At 35.9% G+C, this 19,953-nt stretch carries 17 protein-coding genes, 1 pseudogene and 1 riboswitch; of the genes and pseudogenes, 2 read left to right on the top strand and 16 right to left on the bottom strand.

Features of this window, described 5'->3' with window-relative positions; all coding sequences use genetic code 11:
- Window positions 1-16: 16 nt before the first annotated feature.
- The 8 genes and pseudogenes from C509_RS0105870 to uvrA form a co-directional block, all read right to left on the bottom strand.
- Window positions 17-766, bottom strand: coding sequence for an ABC transporter permease (locus tag C509_RS0105870; protein ID WP_018705989.1), 750 nt, complete (start codon window positions 764-766; stop codon window positions 17-19).
- Entirely contained in the window at window positions 750-1,682 is a 933-nt protein-coding gene (locus C509_RS0105865; protein ID WP_018705988.1) for an ABC transporter ATP-binding protein, read from the bottom strand. The genes C509_RS0105870 and C509_RS0105865 overlap by 17 nt, the downstream gene beginning before the upstream one ends.
- A gap of 80 nt (window positions 1,683-1,762) precedes the next feature.
- Window positions 1,763-2,455 carry a response regulator transcription factor gene (locus C509_RS0105860; RefSeq protein ID WP_018705987.1) on the bottom strand — a complete coding sequence of 231 codons (693 nt, stop codon included), beginning with the start codon at window positions 2,453-2,455 and terminating at the stop codon, window positions 1,763-1,765.
- 297 nt (window positions 2,456-2,752) lie between these two features.
- Window positions 2,753-3,601 carry a pyridoxamine kinase gene (locus tag C509_RS0105855; RefSeq protein ID WP_018705986.1) on the bottom strand — a complete coding sequence of 283 codons (849 nt, stop codon included), beginning with the start codon at window positions 3,599-3,601 and terminating at the stop codon, window positions 2,753-2,755.
- Between the two features lie 407 nt (window positions 3,602-4,008).
- Window positions 4,009-4,368 carry a hypothetical protein gene (locus C509_RS0105850; RefSeq protein ID WP_018705985.1) on the bottom strand — a complete coding sequence of 120 codons (360 nt, stop codon included), beginning with the start codon at window positions 4,366-4,368 and terminating at the stop codon, window positions 4,009-4,011.
- A 344-nt stretch (window positions 4,369-4,712) separates the two neighbouring features.
- Window positions 4,713-6,326 (bottom strand): annotated as a pseudogene (gene abc-f, locus C509_RS27180) (ribosomal protection-like ABC-F family protein); the annotation flags it as partial.
- Between the two features lie 141 nt (window positions 6,327-6,467).
- On the bottom strand, window positions 6,468-6,605 hold the full coding sequence (locus C509_RS27175) for an RAxF-45 family protein (RefSeq protein WP_018705982.1): 138 nt from the start codon (window positions 6,603-6,605) through the stop codon (window positions 6,468-6,470).
- A gap of 225 nt (window positions 6,606-6,830) precedes the next feature.
- A complete protein-coding gene (uvrA, locus tag C509_RS0105835) occupies window positions 6,831-9,287 on the bottom strand; it encodes an excinuclease ABC subunit UvrA (RefSeq protein WP_018705981.1) in 2,457 nt (818 codons plus the stop codon).
- A 169-nt stretch (window positions 9,288-9,456) separates the two neighbouring features.
- Here uvrA and C509_RS0105830 point away from each other — a divergent pair, with 169 nt between their 5' ends.
- Window positions 9,457-10,170 carry a MerR family transcriptional regulator gene (locus C509_RS0105830; protein ID WP_018705980.1) on the top strand — a complete coding sequence of 238 codons (714 nt, stop codon included), beginning with the start codon at window positions 9,457-9,459 and terminating at the stop codon, window positions 10,168-10,170.
- A 483-nt stretch (window positions 10,171-10,653) separates the two neighbouring features.
- Here C509_RS0105830 and C509_RS0105820 read toward each other — a convergent pair whose 3' ends face one another.
- The 3 genes from C509_RS0105820 to C509_RS0105810 form a co-directional block, all read right to left on the bottom strand.
- Window positions 10,654-11,958 (bottom strand): nucleobase:cation symporter-2 family protein, encoded by a 1,305-nt coding sequence (locus tag C509_RS0105820; RefSeq protein WP_018705978.1) that lies wholly within the window; start codon window positions 11,956-11,958, stop codon window positions 10,654-10,656.
- Window positions 11,955-12,542, bottom strand: a complete 588-nt coding sequence (locus tag C509_RS0105815) for a xanthine phosphoribosyltransferase (RefSeq protein WP_018705977.1) — start codon at window positions 12,540-12,542, stop codon at window positions 11,955-11,957. Before C509_RS0105815 ends, C509_RS0105820 begins: the two co-directional genes overlap by 4 nt.
- A gap of 139 nt (window positions 12,543-12,681) precedes the next feature.
- Window positions 12,682-12,783, bottom strand: a riboswitch (purine riboswitch).
- 742 nt (window positions 12,784-13,525) lie between these two features.
- Complete coding sequence (locus tag C509_RS0105810) at window positions 13,526-14,428, bottom strand: DUF3592 domain-containing protein (RefSeq protein WP_018705976.1); 903 nt, start codon at window positions 14,426-14,428, stop codon at window positions 13,526-13,528.
- 1,141 nt (window positions 14,429-15,569) lie between these two features.
- On the opposite strand from C509_RS0105810, the gene arr reads away from it, so the two are divergent.
- Complete coding sequence (gene arr, locus C509_RS0105800; RefSeq protein ID WP_018705974.1) at window positions 15,570-15,986, top strand: NAD(+)--rifampin ADP-ribosyltransferase; 417 nt, start codon at window positions 15,570-15,572, stop codon at window positions 15,984-15,986.
- Window positions 15,987-16,224: 238 nt separating this feature from the next.
- On the opposite strand, the gene C509_RS0105795 is transcribed toward arr, so the two are convergent.
- The 5 genes from C509_RS0105795 to C509_RS26710 form a co-directional block, all read right to left on the bottom strand.
- The gene (locus C509_RS0105795) at window positions 16,225-17,205 is read right to left on the bottom strand and encodes a tRNA dihydrouridine synthase (RefSeq protein WP_018705973.1); all 981 of its coding nucleotides are present in this window, start codon (window positions 17,203-17,205) and stop codon (window positions 16,225-16,227) included.
- 519 nt (window positions 17,206-17,724) lie between these two features.
- Window positions 17,725-18,012: a hypothetical protein gene (locus tag C509_RS0105790; protein WP_018705972.1), complete on the bottom strand. Its 288-nt coding sequence runs from the start codon at window positions 18,010-18,012 to the stop codon at window positions 17,725-17,727.
- A 13-nt stretch (window positions 18,013-18,025) separates the two neighbouring features.
- Window positions 18,026-18,676, bottom strand: a complete 651-nt coding sequence (locus C509_RS24660) for a hypothetical protein (protein ID WP_245542438.1) — start codon at window positions 18,674-18,676, stop codon at window positions 18,026-18,028.
- A 228-nt stretch (window positions 18,677-18,904) separates the two neighbouring features.
- Window positions 18,905-19,318: a MarR family winged helix-turn-helix transcriptional regulator gene (locus tag C509_RS0105780; RefSeq protein ID WP_018705971.1), complete on the bottom strand. Its 414-nt coding sequence runs from the start codon at window positions 19,316-19,318 to the stop codon at window positions 18,905-18,907.
- Between the two features lie 26 nt (window positions 19,319-19,344).
- Complete coding sequence (locus C509_RS26710; RefSeq protein WP_026319709.1) at window positions 19,345-19,638, bottom strand: hypothetical protein; 294 nt, start codon at window positions 19,636-19,638, stop codon at window positions 19,345-19,347.
- Window positions 19,639-19,953: the final 315 nt, after the last annotated feature.

The raw sequence follows: 19,953 nt of genomic DNA, 5'->3' as shown, positions 1-19,953 counted from the left end.
TCACCCGCCCATTTCTTTACTTTATTTCTTTTTTCTGAAATAAGATACTCCCCAAAATTCCTAAAACAACAAAAGTTACAACTGGAACTACGATCAATTTAACCATTTCAGCATTATTCATTGTTCCAGCATTTACAATACCTAGAAATTGTTTAAATATAGAGTAGTCATATACAAATTCAAATATAGGATTTACACCACTCAACAAATACAAAATACTATCAAAAAGTATAAAAAAGATCAGCATGAACCCTATCGCCTTTCCACTATCCGTAAAGATTGTGGAAAATAAGGCCATCAATGATGCAAATGCTGCTGCATAGAGCATCGTCAATCCAAGGGTTCCGAGGAAGTATCCGATATCCGGCATTCCATTGAAGCTAAGGAATACAGAAGCAGATCCAGTAAAAACAATTGGAAATACTAATGAAATAAGAATTGCCCCGATGGAATAGACAAGTAGCTTTGCAAAATAAATACGAAATCTGCTATTTCCAGAAGAAGCAATACTTTTCATCGTTCCGATGGAATATTCACTGGAGATAAAGAACCCGGCTAATATGCAGGGAACCAGCCTTAGCACGTAGTTGTTTCCTTGAAGGATGATATCTTGATAAAAATCTCTTACTTTAATAATATCTGCTCCCTCGTCAAATACAATTAAAAGCGGATAAGAGAGACTAACAGCCACTAAGATGATTAGTAAAGTCCAAAGTGACCTGTCCTTTTTTAACTTATACCATTCTGCTTTAATGAGATTGTCCATGCTGAGCACCCCCAATACGTTCCATAAAATAAGATTCCAGGTCCTGCCCCATTGGCATAAATTGCTCAATCGTCAGTCCCTTATCTACAAGGATTGAGGAAACTCTTCCAGGGGTGTCAACATAATCAAATAATTTGATTATACCATCCGGCATGACTTCAAAATCATTCGTTTGAAGGGTGGTTTCAATAACCGTGGCAGCCTTTTCCGGATTATCTACTTTGATGTGCAAATAATGTTGGCATTTTTGATGAAGTTCATCTACTGTCAATTGTTCCAATAAATGACCTTTATGAATAATACCATAATGGGTGGCAAGCAAATGAAGTTCACTTAGGATATGGCTAGAAATTAAAATCGTAATCCCATATTCCTGATTTAGCTTTTTCAATAACTCTCGTATTTCTACGACTCCCATCGGATCCAGGCCATTGATAGGCTCATCAAGGATTAAAAATTCAGGATCTCCAAGTAGTGCGATGGCTATTCCGAGTCTTTGTTTCATACCTAAAGAAAAGTTCCTTGCCTTCTTTTTTCCTGTATCCTGAAGACCTACAATTGCAAGCGTTCTTTCTATGCATTCTTTCCCAGGAATTCCTTTTAAAAGCCGATGCGCTTCTACATTTTCAACGGCCGTCATATGTGGGTATAATGCGGGTCCTTCAATCATTGTACCTAACCGTTTCCTGGCCTCATTAAGTCCCTTAGCATCACTATGCCCAAATATTTCTATCGACCCGTTGGTTGGCCTGGCAAGACCCGAGACGATTCGAATCAATGTAGATTTTCCGGCACCATTTTGCCCGATAAAACCATAAATGGATCCCTTTTTAATGGAAAGGTTCACTTTATTTAAAGCAACTTGGTTTTTAAATTTTTTTGATAAATGACTTGTTTTAAATATATATTCGCTCATTTTATTTCCCTCCCTTATGTGATACGTTAAGTATAGAAAGGAAATATTAATAAAGACTTAAGGCGATTCTTAAGAAAACCTTAAGTTTTAAGTCGGTATCCCATTCCCCAAACGGTCTCGATATATTCCTCATCCGGTGTAACAGATGCCAACTTGCTTCTTATATTGCTAATATGTACATTAATTGTATTATCATCTCCGTAATACTCCTCTTTCCATACACTTTCAAACAAATTTTTCTTAGTAAAAACCTTCTTCGGTGATGACATGAAAAGAACGAATATCTCATATTCACGTGCAGTGAAATTTAGTTCGTTCCCTTGTACAAATATTGTTTTAGCATCTTGATCAACTTCAATGCTCCTATGTACAAGCCTTTTTGCATTTGGCAGTTTATTAATCCGTTTGTATCTTCTCAAATGAGAGTCAATCCTAGCAGAAACTTCTTCAATATCAAACGGCTTTGTAATATAATCATCTGCACCGCTTCTTAACATTCCTATTTTAGTTTGTTGATCCAACTTTGCTGAAATTATAATGAGCGGAATGTTACTTTGTTCAGCAATCTTTGTAAGAAGTTCATCCCCGGACATCCCCGGAAGCATAAGATCTAGCAGCACCATATCCCAATCCTTCTTTTCCAAATAGAGCATTGCTTCTGTACCGGAATAGGCAGGCTGAGAAATATACCCACTCTTTTTTATTATGTTACATAATAATTTGTTGATATCGTTATCATCTTCAACTACTAAAATCTTTATTTCTTCAACCATTTCATGTCCCACCCCCATTTTAGAAAATTGTTTGCAAGAATTGACTCATTTGATAACTTTAATTATAAACAGAAATACATTCGAAACTCATATATAAAGTTCAATTTAATATGGTCCTTTCACCTTTATTCTGGTCAATGAGGAAAAGAATAGAACACCGGGAGTAAGACAATGTGCCAAAACCAAAAGACCCCTTAACCGTAAAAGCGTATTTCACGATTAAAGGGTCTCAGATGGATGCTGTTAGGACTCAACAAATGCTCGGTTACTAAAATTCAACCTTTTATCATTTACATTCTATAATAACATTCTTAAATATTTTTCGAAGTTAATTCCTTCCACTTCTGGAGTTTCCTCCAAATAAGTATCTTTGATTGCTGCTGACAAAAACTCTTCCGCAAGTTGGATCGACTTTTTAAGATCCTCTCCACGCATCATGCTTCCCATGATCACAGATGCAAATAAGTCACCAGTACCGGAATAACTTTTACCATTATAAGGCATAGCTCTATAAAAGGTTCCATCTCCAGTCAAATACATATTTCCAATTAACTGGTTGTCTATATCTGCTGAAGGTGGATTCACACCAGTAATAATTACCTGAGCACCTGTTTCTTGTTGCATAATAGTACCGACTTCTTCTAGTGCTTTCAGAAAGTCCTTTTCATTTGTATATTTATGCAGTTTTTCATAGGATAACCCTGTTAACAGACAGCACTCCGTAACATTTGGGGTAATTACATCCGCACACTTTACAAGCTCTTTCATTCGTACCAGCATCTCATCTGTAAAAAGCTTATAGGCTTCGCCCCTATCTCCCATTATGGGATCAACAAGTAAAAGCGTGTCTTTTTTATAAAATGTTTCTAAAAAGCGAAAAATATTATCTATTTGCTCTCTCCCGGTAACGAAACCGGTATAGATTCCGTCAAATGTTACATTAAGCTTGCTCCACTCTTCTTCGAAATAGTGCATTTTAGATGTTAAATCTTCATAGAAAAAACTTGGATAATCAGTTTGTGCAGACAAAATGGCTGTTGGTAAAGGACAGGCCTGCACGCCCATGACCGAAAGAACTGGAATGGCAGCTGTTAATGAACATTTACCAAAAGATGACAAATCCTGTATTACGGCGACTTTTTTCATAATTTCCTCCAAAAGATGTATCCGTATTGAACTGATTCCATATTACCATAAATAATTAGGGGAAATTAAGTAGGCACGGTGACCGAGATCGTTTTTTAGGCGTTTCCTAAAAAACAAGTCTTCGATTGATTAGAACCAGTAAATTGAAAGTACGTTGATTTCCTCTTCCATAAGTGTTATCTCTAATTCCCGCGCTCAAATAGATTAGTCTGTAAAGGCAATGTACTTAAGACGATTCGCTTCCAACATTAATAGGTGGAATGAATCAAGTTTCAACAAATTCATTCCCGTTCTATTTCTAGGTTAACTGTCTATTTTCATGTACACCCTTTGAAAAAATAGAAAAAAAGCACCAAATTGTACAGCTACTACCTAACTAATATTTTTTATTAGATTAAATTGGAAATTTATTCTTCCTTTGCCGCCATATCTATCTCCCATTCTACTTCTTTTTCTATTTCTCGAATGGTGGCTAACCAATTGTCCAAATGCTCCAATGTCCATAAATTTCCATTATCATAGATATGAACGTCTGCGCCTTCTTGCATCAAATCCGATATAAGCTGTCTGAATATCATTTTCCGATCAATTCCCCGTATATCGTCTAAAACATCATAGGAGTGCAAATCGAAACTTACAACATACATGTTATTTTCTATATTTCTTTTAATTTCACTCATAGGAATGGTTGAATCAAATTTTCTTATGAGTGAAATATACTTTGGCATTTTCTCATTTTTACTTATTTTTAATTGAATCAATGCCATATATCATATTCCCCCTCTATTTGCTTTATTTTAGGAAAGCGAACATTTCCTTCGGATAACTTTGAATCGCAAATCATATACAGTATTCAAAAGCCAAACAGCCCAGAAAACTCAAGTTTTAACCCTAATCCTAAACATATGCTCTTTTCTATCCTGAAAAGTCTTTAATCAATTCCATTGCACGTCAATATGAACCATTTTTTCTTACCTGTAATATTAACACTAACCTGCATTCTTTCGGTCACTATTTTTTATTGACATGTTTGTCTTCAATCATATTCCCGCCCTTTATTCTGAGAATCAAGGACGGGGTTAGTATTAGCGATATGTCAGTCAATAACCATTCTCTCTTTAGCCCAATTGAAGTTTCCTTCAAAACAGTATACGTTTTTAGATTTAATCCAATAAATTTTTTCAAACAACTTATTAAGAAAGTACCGATCATGGGAAACAGCCAGGATTGTACCATTATAATTTTCAAGTGCATCTTCCAATACTTCCAGCGATTCAATGTCCAGATGATTTGTGGGCTCATCTAAAATAAGTAAATTAGTATCTTGATACATAAGTTGAGCTAGTCGAAGTCGCATTTTTTCCCCGCCACTCAGTTGTGATACCTTTTTAAATACTGTATATCCATAAAATAAAAATCTCGATAGAATGTGCCTTGCTTGCCCCTCTGTCAATTTCACCTCATCTCGGAATGCGTCAATAATAGTCTTATCCTTCATATCAGAAAAAACATGCTGAGATAAATAGCCGACTTTGACATTGCTACCCATTCTAATTTCCCCCTCATCGGGGTTCAATTGCTGAAGAATCAGTTTGATTAATGTTGATTTTCCAGTTCCATTTTCACCAACGATTGCAACTCTTTGTTGATAGGTAATATGCATATTCACTCGCTCGAAAAGCTGTAGGTCCCCAAAACCTTTGGACACATCTTTCAGAACAACAACATCTTTACCACTTCGATTAGATGACTCCATTTCTAGTTTCATTTTCTTTCTATGAAGTGTGGGACGATTCAACTTTTCCATTCTTTCAAGCGCTCTTTCCATATTCCTTGCTCATTTATAAAGACCTTCACTAGGTGGATTCGCCCTGTTTGCCCAGTCCCTTAACTGTTTAATCGCTTCTTTCATTTTCTTTATTTTCTTTTGCTGCTCTTTATAAGCGTGAAACTCTCTAAGAAGTTGTTCTTCTTTTACTTTCACATAATCCGAGTAATTTGTTTCAAAACACTGAATCTCTCCTTCGTCTAAGTCTAAAATTTTGTTCACCATTTCATCTAGAAAGTAACGATCATGAGATACCATGACGACTGTACCATGATAATTTTGTAGAAAGTTTCCTAACCATCCCATTGACGCTAAATCCAAATGATTCGTTGGTTCATCCAATAATAAAAAGTCTGGATTTTTAAGGAGCATATAAGCAAGACCTACTTTAGATTTTTCCCCACCGCTAAGATTAGAGAATGGTTTATTTAACAATCCTTTCATATTCAAACCATTAACAACCTTCTTGATAGTTGCTTCTATTTCATATCCGCCTTCTGATAAAAAAAGATCTTGTAAACGCCCATATTCATTCATATGTTTTTGCATATTTTGGTCATTTATTCCTTCACTCATTTGTGTTTCCAGATTTTTCATCTTTTCTTCTATACGTAATAATTCTAAAAAAGCACTTTTTAAGATTTCTTTAGTAGTTGATTGATTATGGAAGTCTGTAATTTGTTTCACGTATCCAATTTGAGACCCTTTTTTCCAATGAACTTGACCGGAATCGGATGGTTCTTCTCCAGCTAATAATTTTAATAGCGTAGTCTTTCCACTTCCATTTCGGCCAACTAAACCAACTCGATCTCCATCTTTAATTTCAAACGATATATTTTTAAATATAGTGTTACCTCCATACATCTTCGTAACTTGTCGAACCCTGCATGCAATCATGATCACAGCCTCCTTAAACAAAAAAAGCCATAGGAAACATACTTTCCCATGACTTCAATAAAAATTGAATGGCACAAAAAAGAAGAGCATGAAAAGCTCCCCTTAAACCAAGTTTATATAATGATGGGTTTAGAGATGTTTTCACTGTTTTAAATCCGCTATTAAATTGTTAAAAAAGGGCATACGTATCCCGTTAACAACTAAAGCGGCAAATTTTGCACGGTTAAATAACAAAAATTCAGTCCAAAAGCCGTGCACTAAAACAGCTAGATTCAACATCTCTTCCCACCTCCGATCTATAGTAATCTATCTATATAGTATAATTTTTAGAATTGTTTTTCAAGACATTAGATGACCTATATGAGGAGGTGAATTTAATTGGAACATTTAGAGTTCCAATCAACTAATTCTCACTCTCCCCTAATGAAATTATATGACCATTATTCATTTTGCAAAACAGGCTAGGCTATCCAAATCCTTTCCATCTCTTACATTTTTTAAATCTTACAAATACTTACCTGTATAGGATTTTGGATTTTTGACAATTTTATCCGGTGTTCCTTCAGCAATAATTTGACCACCTTTATCTCCTCCTTCTGGCCCCAAATCAACAATCCAGTCAGCTCCTTTAATTATTTGGCTATTATGCTCAACCAAAATAACCGTATTACCTGCATCTACAAGACGGTCCAAGAGTTTTAATAATTGAGTGACATCATTTGGGTGTAATCCAGTTGTTGGTTCGTCCAATAAATATAATGACCTTTTATTTCCTTGCTTTATTAGTTCTTTTGCTAGTTTTAGCCGTTGCCCTTCGCCACCTGATAGGGTCGTTAATGATTGCCCCATTTTTAAATAACCCAAACCTATCTCAACAAGTAATTCGAGAACTCCTCTCACTTTTTTCTCTTCTTTAAAAATACTTAAACATTCTAAAATAGAACTTTCAAGTATATCATTAATGGAAAGCCCGTTATATTTTACGGATAGTACTTTTTGCTGAAATCGCTTGCCATGACAAGCGGGACAAACCACCTCCATCTCTGGAAAGAAAAGCATATTTGTAGTTACATATCCCAGCCCTTGGCAGTTTTCACAACGCCCACCTACTGTATTAAAGGAAAAGTGCTTTGCTGTGAACCCTTTTTCTTTCGCAGATTCATCCTTAGCAAAAATACTTCGAATATGTGTAAACACATCAATATATGTTGCTATATTAGATCGTTTCATCCTGCTAAGTGGGGATTGACCAACTATGATCATCTGGTCAAAATGGTCAAGTCCTGTTACCTTATCAAAGCCTTCATGTATTTTGTCATCGCCTTTTGCTAAAACATCAAAAACGAGTGACGATTTCCCTGAACCAGACACACCTGTCACAGCTGTGAGACAACCAATTGGGAAAGTTACCGTTACATCCTTTAAATTATGTACTTCTGCACGATGTACAGTTATACCTTCACCAGTTCCATCCCGATATGTTTTCTTTAAAACTCCTTCTTCACGTAAATATTTTCCTGTCACAGATCTATCTATATTGATCAACTCTTGCAGGGTACCTTGACCAACTACTGTTCCACCTTGTTTACCCGCTCCTGGTCCAATATCAATAATGTAATCTGCTTCTTTCATCACATCTACATCATGCTCAATAAGTAAAACAGTATTTCCTAAATCTCTTAGCCTTTTTAATACACTAACTAGACCCAAGGTATCCTTAGGGTGCAGTCCGACAGTCGGTTCATCCATGATATAAAGGACACCTGTCAATGCTGAATCCAGAAGGGCGGACAATTTTAACCTTTGGGCTTCTCCTCCTGACAGAGTGATTACTTGACGATCCAATGTCAAATATCCTAGCCCAATTTTTATAATTCTGTTAAGTTTCGTTTTCATATCTTGTATAAAGTCTTCAACGAGAATATAACTTTCTTTATCTAATGTTTTCTCAAGATGCAGCGTCCAGTTGAACATTTCTTCCAGAGAATGGCTGACTAACATTGGAATTGTCATATTCTCTACTGTTACACTTCTACTTATTTCATTTAATCTCTCCCCTTGGCAATCAGGACAAATTTGTGAATAAAAATACTCTTCTGCCTCGTTGGAAGAACCGGATTTTTCTGTAAACCTTCTCCACATTCCAGTTAAAACACCTTCAAATTTACCTTTTTCAACAGTTTTGGGAGGCTTCCTATCAGGAAAGTACTCCTTCACTTCTTCGCTCTCAACACCGTAATATAGAATTGCTTTTTGTTCTGGACTGTATTCTTGCAAAGGAAGTTCTTCTTCAAGTGGTACACCATAATAAGACATTGCAGCTTTTACAATAGCTATCTGCCATTCAGCATAACGGCCTTTCCATAAATCAACTGCTCCTTTTTCAATAGAAAGTTGTTGGTGAAAGACAGATTCCTGATGTATGTCTACAGTCTCTCCAAGCCCTTTACAAGTAGGACAAGCTCCTTCTGTCTTGTTATAAGAAAAGTGGGTCCGTGTTAATTTTTCCATACGATCATGACAGTTGGGGCAGAAAATGTATTCTTTAAAACTACCTTCTTCTTTTTCAATATCCTCAGAATTGAATGGTGGAGCAATTTCATAATGACAAACGGGACAATGTCTCTGACCAAGTTTTTCAAAAATCATCCGTAAACTTGTGTACATATCTGTTACCGTTCCTACAGTTGAACGTGGATTTCTATTTGTATTTTGTTGGTTGATACTAATGGCCGGTGAAAGTCCACTCATTGAATCAACCTTTGGCTTATTTATCCCTTGTAACCCCATAGATTCTAAATACTGTCTTTGACATTCCTTAAATAGTGTATCCATTGCGAGTGTGGACTTTCCCGAACCTGATGGACCTGTCAACACAACCAATTTATTCTTGGGTATAGTTACCGTCAGATTTTTTAGGTTGTTTTCTCTAGCACCTTTTACATGAATGGCATCGTTCAAATTTAACGCCTCCTTTTCGACTTCTAAATCAAGCATACAACATTTATGCAAGTGCAAGGTTTTATGCATTATGTTACTATTATGGCTGAGTTTTAAATAAACGATCCCGTCATGGAGCTTTAATGTTTTAATTTAATCTTTAGCACAAATACGATTCCTGGAGGTTCACATGGAACTAAGACCAATAGATATTTCTAGAAAATTAGATGTAGGCACAAGTGCATTACGTCATTATGAAGAATGGGGTATCGTTCCGCCAGCAAAACGAAAATCAAATGGCTATCGAGTTTATACGGAAGAACACGAGGCATATTTCCAATGTATACGAGCGATGTATCATGGTTTTGGGATGGCAACAGTTCGAAAAATAATGCCAATGGTTCAAGAGCATAAATTTACCCAAGCCTTATGGGAAGTAAATAGAGTCCAAGCCAGTTTATTTCATAGAAAAGAACAAGCAACAAAAGCATTGGACATTTTAAAACCTGAAAATATGCAAAGTTTTTTGGATAGAAGAAATAAAAAGTGGTATACGATTGGCGAAGTGGAAAAGGAAATAGAGGTTCCTGCTTCAACACTTAGGCATTGGGAAAAGGAAGGGTTAATTAAACCTGGTAGACATCCGGAGAGTGGTTATCGTGTATATGACCGTGAAGATATTCGCCGTTTATTAATTATTCGAACCGTCCAACCCTCTCTCTATTTCCTTGATTCGGTCAAAGAGGTCTTGGAAAAAATCAACCAGCACAGTATTTCTGAAGCAAGAAAAATTACAATGGATTCCTTGGCATATATGGACCATCAAATCGAACAACAGCTTCGTGGAGCATATTTCTTATACAAATTGATTGAGCTGCTAAAGAAAAAAGAAAATGATTCTTAAAATGTGGAATCTTTTTCTTTTTGTTGATAGGAAAATCTCCATAAAAATAAGATAAAAGACTGAAGCAGCAAGGGATTCGCACAAAAAAACCTGGCTTCGGAAATGTGTATTATCACGAAATAGGGGTTGAATTGAAAGGTGTTTACTTTAAGTAGACAACTATGACCTTAACTCGGCAATACACTCTAAATGGGGGCTTAAGACAGAAAAATCTCATTTACGTTCCCGGGACATGCCGATATCTCCAGAATGTAGGTATTTTTCCGATTATTTTCTAAAGAAAAAGCCGATTTTTCTCCCATAAACATGAATGAGAATCGGCTTTTTTTTATCAATTAAGCTGGGCCACCTTATGATTTGATGTACAATTTAATTTCAATTCCCTCTACCATGAAACTTTTCATGTCTTGTTTACTTTCAAAATGAACCGAATTAATAATGAGATTTCTTTTGACTAATTCATCAAATTTAATCAATTACCTTTTAAGCACTTCGCTTTGATACAACAACAGTTTCCTGCCGTTTTCGACTTGGCAGCATATTAAAAATAATATTAAGGGCAATTGCTGTTACACTGCCCGCAACAATCCCGTTACTTGTCAATATTTGCAGTCCTGGTGGTAGTGCTGAAAATAAGTTAGGGGCAACTGTAACACCGAGACCGAGGCCGACAGAACAAGCGATAATCATTGAGTTTTCTTGAGAATCGGAAATAATATTACTTAGCATTTTAATCCCTTGAGAAACGACCATCCCAAACATTGCAATCATCGCTCCCCCTAAGACAGATGTTGGAATAATGGTTGTAAAGGCGGCAATTTTAGGCAAGAACCCAAGGGCGATTAACATGGAACCCGTTATCAAAATTACTTTTCGAGACCGAACACCTGACATTTGAATCAGACCGACATTTTGCGAAAATGTGGTATATGGGAAGGCATTGAAGAGACCTCCAATGACGGAGGCTAGCCCTTCTGCACGATAGCCTTTTGCCAAGTCATCTTCCTTCAGCTTCTTATCACAAATATCACTTAAGGCGAAATAAACACCTGTAGACTCTATCAAAGAAACCATTCCAACTATTGTCATCGTTAGGATAGCTGACCATTCAAATGTCGGATATCCAAAATAAAAGGGCTTTACGATTTGTGCAACGGCCGCATCCTGTACCGGCATAAAATCAACTTTACCCATGATACTGGCAGCAATTGTTCCCACACCAAGACCAAGTAATATTGAGATAGACCGAATAAAGCCTGTGGAAAAACGGAAGATTAAAATAATCGTTAGTAAGGTCCCAAAAGCTAACAGAATATTCGACAATGACCCAAAGTCTGCGGCATCTGGACCACCGCCCATATTATTGATCGCTACTGGAATTAGCGTAATCCCAATAATGGTCACAACGGAACCTGTTACAACGGGCGGAAAAAATTTGATCAATTTGCCAAAAAACCCACTAATCAACATGATGATCAAGCCAGATGCAATGATGGAACCATAAATAGCGGATATACCAAATTCCTCACCAATTTTCATAATCGGACCTACCGCAGTAAATGTACAGCCAAGCACAACAGGGAGGCCTATACCGACAAATCGGTTACTTATGATTTGTAATAGAGTGGCAACTCCACACATCAAAATATCTATCGACACTAGATACGTTAATTGTTTATGATCGAACCCCAACGATTTTCCAATAATTAACGGCACGAGAATAGCACCTGCGTACATCGCCAATAGATGCTGAATTCCTAATGTGGTGGACTTCAGTGCATTTTTCATAAGGTGGAAATCTCCTCTACAAATTCGACTTTGCCATTTTGCAAGGAGGCAACATTTGCAAGTGATTCAACCCGAATTCCGCGATCACGGATCAATTGACCACCTGATTGAAAACCTTTTTCAATGACAATCCCAACTCCCGCAAGTCTTGCTCCTGCTTGCTCAATCATATCCAGTAAACCCAAAACCGCTTGTCCATTTGCCAAAAAGTCATCAATAATCAACACAACATCATCTTGCTGAATAAAATCACCGGAAATGGAAATTTCATTTGTTTCTTTTTTTGTAAAAGAGTGGACTTGGGCAGTATAAAGATTTTCAGATAACGTTAATGATTTCCTTTTCCGCGCAAATACAACGGGGACGTTCATGAAAAGTCCTGCCATCGTTGCTGGGGCAATCCCGGACGACTCGATTGTGATAATTTTTGTGACACCGGCCTCCTGAAAGCGGACGGCAAATTCCTCGCCAATTTCCTTCATTAAATTTGGATCTATTTGATGATTTAAGAACGAATCTACTTTTAACACAGTATCTGACAAGACTTTTCCTTCTGTAACAATTTTATCCTGTAATGCCTTCACAATGTTGTCCCCTTCCACTAACTGATTTAAAATATAAAAAACTCGCAGACGACGCCCCTCTTTACGTGCAGGGTAGCAAAGTCTCCGAGTTTAATTCTTAAAGAAATAGAAAAAACAAGATTTCTACAAACCTTATTTTTCCAATCCACTTGCCACCCATAGTCAGTTTGTTTACGGCAAACCGGTAGAAACTTGCAAGCCCTATTCCTGCGATTATATGAGTGAGTCCTATTTTTATTGTAGAATATTGTTATTATAGCATTTCTAATCGGATTTTCAATCGTTAGTTTTAGGTAATCGAAAAAGGGGCCTATCCATAGATACGGAAGAAACATCATAAGATCATTATGTTATAACGAGAAATTTATTTTTACTTACAACTAATTCTATTGCTATTTATTAGTAGTAAATCAAAATAGGTGTTCGTTTTAAGGAAAGAGGGTTCATCATTTTCAAACAATGGAGCAAAAAAACATCAACCTCTGAATTAAACACCTAAATTGCGTTTCCAACTTCTAGAGTATGGCTCGTGATAATGTGTACTATGTTGCCATTCTCCGTCATAATTATAATAGGATATAACAACAGCCCAAGAGTCATAGCTGCTATAAGTTATATCGGTAATAAAAATCCACGTAGTAGCCACCAAACAACCCTTTCTTCATTACCATCACTAATAATGATTATATTTGATTTTATAGGTAGGATGTTCGAAGTTCTTTCTGATTTACAACCGCTACCTTCTTCACCGAAGCGAAATCTTGACCTTCAATGAAGAACAGGACACAGTATCAGAACGAAATACAGGATAGCTTTATTCGATAAACAAAGTGTTGAACCCTATTTGATAAACCCGAGTGTTATTTTTTTAAAATTGTTCATTTCTACTTGACGGTTACACCACTGAATGGTAAATGGAAGATTATTGTCGATATAAATGGCGATAGTAATTCACCTCCCCTTGTATCGCTTGCTAAATGGTATTATCGATAAGCAAGCCGATAAAACCATATATATATTGGTAAAAAGGCACAGAGTAATAGAACCCGTAATTTTAGAAAGGAACTGACTATCTCGAGAAATGATAAGTTTGCAATAAAAACGTTATAAGGGTTATTTTTAGAGACAGCAATTTTAATTGTATCCCCAGGTTGATACTTACGATAAGTCCGAGCAGAGACTTCTTTATCTACTGTAGAGTAACCATCTTTAGGAGTTTCATAGCCTATCTTTAACATATGATAAGAATCATGCATAGAGTTATAATCGAGATGAGAAGATATAACCTCAGCATTCAATAGATCTTTATTAAATGGAATTAATTTTTGACCTAAATTGATCAGTACAAAAATAGCATAGACGGAGAAAGGTATAATTAAGCTAAGCAAGATTATTTTTTGGAATAAATCATCCACTCGGAATATAGGCAATTTACCCAATAGACGAAAGAGAGGGCCGAATAGTTTATATTGTGATAGCCATAAAAGCAGTGTTATGCAAAGCAAGAGGATACCGATGGAAATAAATAAAATATACATCGAGCTATTGTAAAAAACATCATGGAATGTGTGGAAATCCGTTCCGTCAGATGTAAAGCCATTGATTGACTTACCATCTATTGCATCCATTAATTGTCTTTTCGAGATTCGTAATTCCTGAGGATAAATATCATCCGAAGAATGATTTGTTTTCAACTCTACTTTTGCAAGATAAACGGGTGGTGTATATAATCCTTTTTCCGTTCGAATATCTGAAACAATACCTTTTGCTTTTTTGAAATCTTTAATAGGATAATCATATAGAAACTCTTCCGCGAAATTGTGAGTGCACGCAGTGATAACAACAGAAGTAAATAAAAAAGCTAGGAAAACCCAAAATTTCTTCAACTAATTACATCCCCTCTTTTCCGTATGCTGAACAGATGTTAACTAGATACAAAAAATTCTCATTCCTCGACGGTTAATTGTCATTGATTTTTTGACGATATGGATCTTATTTATATATGATTAATAATCCCCAGTATACTTAGCCTAAGTGAAAATTCAATTATTATATTCATAAATAACCAAATAAGCACTACTCTACGTAAAATAAGATACTTATTCCAAGAATCAATTCACTGCTCATTACCTACGTAAATAATTTCAATAACAATGCAATAAAAATAGATAAAAGAGCCGAAACCCTAATGAACAAAGGGTTTCGGCTCTCCTTCTACTACTCCCACTCAGAGAGCGTTGACTTAAAACACTGTTATATCAACGTTTTTCGCCCTTTAATTTGGGGGGGATTCTGGCGGAACTTGTTTTTTATGGCTTGATTGCCATTAAACGAAACTCCTGTTTTTTCTGTGGTCTGCATTTTTAATATTGCCTGCCATTTCTTCAGCAATGAGTTCATTTACCGCTTGACCACATATCTCAGGACTGGAGTATCCCAAACGTTTTGATAAAATCGAAACAGAGATATTAAACTCATTGATGATTTAAACGCATGCGAATGTCCAGTCCTATGGGTTAAATGCGATGAACCTTCGCAAACCCTACGTAATTTCCATCTATTCTGAAAATGGCAAAAAAAATGATTTCTCATACTTTCCAAAGTTCTCTTTTGAACGTAAAAAGTACTTTCTACTACTTCCGTTTCATATGCTGGAATATATAGATTATCCATCAAACCGGCCATACGTCATATGATAATTCCCATAAGCCGTTTGCTTTATGGGAATCGTTCTTAACTCTTACGAATTCTTTATAAGCTTGAAATCAAGAAGTAAACTTTTTTCCTAATCCTATCATTGATAATACAGTAGCAATTAGAACAATGAAAGATCCTACAAATGCACCAATCCCTTCAACCATAAAACTGATGTAATTAAAACGTAAAGAATTGGTCATTGCGTTCGATATCATTCTCTCTACTTACATTATACTATTATTTAAAAATTATTTTTAGACTACCTTTCTATAATCCCTATACTATAATGTTATACACAAATCTAAAAATATAAGGAGTGTAATAGTCAGTATGAATGACAAAAAAGATATCTTAGATAATGGCCCTTTTTTTCATGGAACTAAAGCAGAGCTAAATATTGGAGATTTATTAGAACCACAACACTTATCAAATTACCAAGATAAAAAATCCAACTATATATATTTTACTGCGACACTAGATGCTGCTAAATGGGGTGCTGAATTAGCAACATCTAAATCAAAGGAAAGAATTTATATTGTAGAACCATTAGGTGATTTTGAAAATGATCCAAACTTAACTGACAAAAGATTTCCTGGAAACCCAACACGTTCTTATAGGTCTAAATCTCCTTTAAAAATAATAGCTGAATTAGGTTCATGGGAAAGACATTCCGATGAAGAAATAAAACATATGCTTACATCTTTAAAAAAGTTACGTGAACAAGGAAAAGCTATAATAGATGATTAATTCCTGAGGGGGATCCTTTTCAACTTAATGACGGTTGTATGTAAGAACCGGGTGCGATTGCAGTATAAGCAGTCGCTCCCAATTCTTAAAAGGTATAAAGAGTATTGTGGGCAGTTAGCTGAGGAACGCCTGATTCTCTTAAATAAAGCAACCAAGGAAACCAGCCGAATGAATAGTTTGGGACCATAAGAAATGAACCAAGGCCCCCCCATTTCATACAGGGGGGCACATCATTCTACTATTTCCAAATTCCATCAAGATGCTTTGACTCAAAACTATCGAGCATCGCACGCACTTCATCCGTTGACTCTGTACCCATTAATTGATTTCTTAATTGACTCGCCCCTCGAAATCCTTTGATATATATCTTAAAAAATCGATGAAGAGCCTTGAACGAACGCAGCTCTAAATTTGAGTATTTATCATGGAGATCAAGATGCAATCTTAAAAGATCAAGCAATTCCTTACTGCTATGATCTTTCGGTTCTTTTTCAAAGGCAAATGGATTATTGAAAATGCCACGCCCAATCATAACCCCATCAACACCATATTGATCAACGAGCTTCAAGCCAGTTTGACGGTCAGGAATATCCCCATTGATCGTCAAAAGTGTATCTGGTGACACCTTGTCACGAAGTTTCTTAATCTCCGGTATTAGCTCCCAATGAGCATCTACTTTGCTCATTTCCTTCCTTGTACGCAGATGAATGGATAGATTGACAATGTCTTGTTTCAATATGTGTGTCAGCCAATCCTGCCATTCGTTTACATCCGTGTAGCCAAGCCTTGTCTTTACACTTACGGGTAATCCTCCTGCTTTTGCTGCTTGTATTAAATCTGCCGCAACTTCTGGACGACGGATAAGGCCGCTTCCCTTCCCATTCTGTGCCACATTAGGTACAGGACAGCCCATATTGATATCTAAACCCCGAAAGCCTAGTTTCGCCATACCAATACTCATTTGCCGAAAGTATTCAGGCTTATCCCCCCATATATGGGCTACAATTGGTTGTTCATCCTCTGTAAAAGTCAAACGCCCACGAACACTTTGAATCCCTTGTGGGTGACAATAACTCTCCGTGTTTGTAAACTCTGTAAAAAACACATCAGGTCTGGCTGCTTCACTTACTACATGGCGGAAAACAACATCTGTCACATCTTCCATTGGTGCCAGTATAAAAAATGGCCTTGGTAAATCATGCCAAAAATTATCTTTCATATTCAAAACCTCTCATAATTGGACACCTGGGCAAGCCCCTGTCCCCAAAAATAAAAAGCAAGGATTTCCCTGCTTTAATTTCACCTATATCGTGCTTAAGCACGTTTTATCAAATAACTGTAAATTTTAATCATTATACATTTTAATATTAACAAATAAAAAGTGCAAAGAAAATCAGGTAAGTTGAGACACAGGTATAAACATATTGTCCTGGTTTCCACATGTTCTCACATCTAATATAAAATCTTCCAAAATAATAAGATAAACCAGGAAGAACAAGGGGGTATTAGAAAAAAGAACCTGGAGATTGGAAATGTTTATTTAGGGAGACAACAAAATAACCTCTTCGAAATCCTCCCACACAGATGCGCATTCCAACGTTCGAGTTAAAATAAATTTTCTTACTGAACCCCATTTTGGACAATTTCTGATACATAATTTGTTTCTCACCTTTTTTCAAGAGTAGGAATAGAAATCTGCGAGAGTAGTGCGTAAAGAAAACAAGAGAAAACAAAACTGTTAGATATAGGATTTAAGGTTCGAAATACAGAAATTAATTAAGCGTTTTACATAAAGTGAACCAATTATTAAAAACAATGAAACAATGATTGCAAAAGGAATACTTAAAGCAACCGGCAGATCAATTCCGGACCAAATGCTCATTTTTATTTGCTCAAAACCGAATGTTCGCAGTATCCCAGCAAGCATGCAAATAATCGTACTAACTATTAATCCTGCATAAAGGATGGAAAGGACAGGAATTGTTAGTGAGTAAAAAAAGGAGTAAATGATTTTTTTAAGGTTCATTGTTTTTCACTCCTTATGATATGTTGGACTTTAGCGTTTGGGGAGATTGTATAACTTTCTCTATAATAAAGTTTTGGATATTGCAATTCTTACCGATTACCACCGTGTCCCCTTCAACAATTTCCGCATCTGTATAGGAAATTTGCAGGCTACCTCCTTTTATATACTTGCAGAATAGTTTTTTCCTTAATAAAGAGAACGTTACCTTTTCCTTCTCTACATAGGCTTCATCAGCTATAAGCCGTTCAATAACACTTTCACCTGATAATTTTAACTGAAATTTTTTTGTTTTAATTTCCTTCGCTTGAACAATGCCTATTAAATCAACATTTTCCGATTGAATAATTTCTTCTACTGTTAACTTTCCAGAACTGTTAATCTTTGTTGTTTGCCCTTTTTTAATTTTTATATTACCTGTATTTACAATTTCTTTAATATCGCAATTGTTCTTTAAAACACATGATCCTGAGTTTTTTAAAACATCTGCTACAACATCATGTTGAAAAGAGCTATGTCCATGAGTTGAAATTTTATTAGTATGTATATCCTGATGGAAAGCAACAGAGCCACGAATTTTTAATAGTTCATATGTTGTTGAAATTTTTTTAATAGTGCCACATGTAAAGGTTATGCTACGTAACTTCTGATTTTGTTCATCTTTCATTTTTTAACACCACCATAGTTTAATTGATATATATTTCACTTATTAAAATGTATATCAATTAAACCATATCAGATTTATTGTGGCAAGAATAAAAGACCGCGTTATATACCCCATTTAATACGGGCTACTACTAAAAAAGTGTAAGGCAAGGAAGGTACTAAGAAGAAACTGAAGCAAGGCATACACCTACTCATCCAATAAAAAAAGGATTTCAACATCGTGAAATCCTTAAAAAATTTTATTCATTAACTTATTGATATCCATTAGTACCTTTGCTATATTGGTCAACTTTTCTTGTGGGAATTTCAAAAATATTTCATGAACCTTATCCCTACCGATATTTGTTAGAACCATTTTTACAACTCTTCGATCCTCACTTTTTCTTACCCGTTGTACTAAATTGAGTTTCTCCAGTTTATCGCACATTGATGTAACGGCTCCAGGGGTCACATTGAAAAAATCAGCAATATCAGTTGCTTTCATTCCACCATTGATTTCTAACTGTAGAAGAAGAATAAGCTGGTTTTGTGAGAGTGATTCTCCTTCAGAAAGTAAATTTACAAATCTCTTGGATTTTTGTTGTAGTTCAAGCATCTCACTCATAATTATTTTTACTTTGTTCATTTGATCGTTTTCAGACATATTATCACAGCCTATTAAAATATTTATTACCTAAAATATATGGTAAGTATATAATTAATCTCTGCGACTGCCAACAATTTCTGACTTTTAAGGGTCACGATAAACAATGTAGTAGATATTTTTGGGCATTTGGAAAATAGAGCGGAAAAGTCAACACCATAGATTTCTTCATATACCATCCATTTTTCGTCCCAATCGGGGTAACAGATAGTATCGCCTTTGTGTTCGACCATTTCCTCGAAACTATCAAAAAAGGTACGTTGAACTTCTTGCATAGCATCTTCAATAGGTGTTCCCACAAAGACGGTTAACTTCTTCAATGAGAGTATCCTATATTGAAATGTTTATGGCACACTAGAAATGTAGGAAACGGCAGCTAATTTATGTACATAAAAAAGGCCACTTGCCAACATCCGAAAAAATACATACACTCCTGTTTGGGCATATCTTTACAGGAGGTAGTATAGGAGATGTTAGCAATGGCTGAAGTTAATTATATCAGATACGAAACGAATACAAAAGGTCGCAGCTATGCAGAAGTAGCACGGCAGATGGGGGTAGATCGGCGGACGGTGAAAAAGTATTCCGACATGGAAGATTTCAATCCGGAGAAACCGATCAGACAAAAAAGAATA

The sequence above is a fragment of the Siminovitchia fordii DSM 16014 = CIP 108821 genome (assembly GCF_000374565.1).
In the GTDB taxonomy this organism is placed as follows: domain Bacteria; phylum Bacillota; class Bacilli; order Bacillales; family Bacillaceae_C; genus Siminovitchia; species Siminovitchia fordii.
The sequence above is the reverse complement of the archived record's forward strand: the minus strand, read 5'-3'. Positions and strand labels throughout refer to the sequence as shown.

Coding starts and splice junctions, on each gene's coding strand:
- C509_RS0105870 (WP_018705989.1), bottom strand. CDS start 766: ATGGACAATCTCATTAAAGCAGAATGGTATAAGTTAAAAAAGGACAGG.
- C509_RS0105865 (WP_018705988.1), bottom strand. CDS start 1,682: ATGAGCGAATATATATTTAAAACAAGTCATTTATCAAAAAAATTTAAA.
- C509_RS0105860 (WP_018705987.1), bottom strand. CDS start 2,455: ATGGTTGAAGAAATAAAGATTTTAGTAGTTGAAGATGATAACGATATC.
- C509_RS0105855 (WP_018705986.1), bottom strand. CDS start 3,601: ATGAAAAAAGTCGCCGTAATACAGGATTTGTCATCTTTTGGTAAATGT.
- C509_RS0105850 (WP_018705985.1), bottom strand. CDS start 4,368: ATGGCATTGATTCAATTAAAAATAAGTAAAAATGAGAAAATGCCAAAG.
- C509_RS27175 (WP_018705982.1), bottom strand. CDS start 6,605: ATGTTGAATCTAGCTGTTTTAGTGCACGGCTTTTGGACTGAATTTTTG.
- C509_RS0105830 (WP_018705980.1), top strand. CDS start 9,457: ATGGAACTAAGACCAATAGATATTTCTAGAAAATTAGATGTAGGCACA.
- C509_RS0105820 (WP_018705978.1), bottom strand. CDS start 11,958: ATGAAAAATGCACTGAAGTCCACCACATTAGGAATTCAGCATCTATTG.
- arr (WP_018705974.1), top strand. CDS start 15,570: ATGAATGACAAAAAAGATATCTTAGATAATGGCCCTTTTTTTCATGGA.
- C509_RS0105795 (WP_018705973.1), bottom strand. CDS start 17,205: ATGAAAGATAATTTTTGGCATGATTTACCAAGGCCATTTTTTATACTG.
- C509_RS0105790 (WP_018705972.1), bottom strand. CDS start 18,012: ATGAACCTTAAAAAAATCATTTACTCCTTTTTTTACTCACTAACAATT.
- C509_RS24660 (WP_245542438.1), bottom strand. CDS start 18,676: ATGAAAGATGAACAAAATCAGAAGTTACGTAGCATAACCTTTACATGT.
- C509_RS0105780 (WP_018705971.1), bottom strand. CDS start 19,318: ATGTCTGAAAACGATCAAATGAACAAAGTAAAAATAATTATGAGTGAG.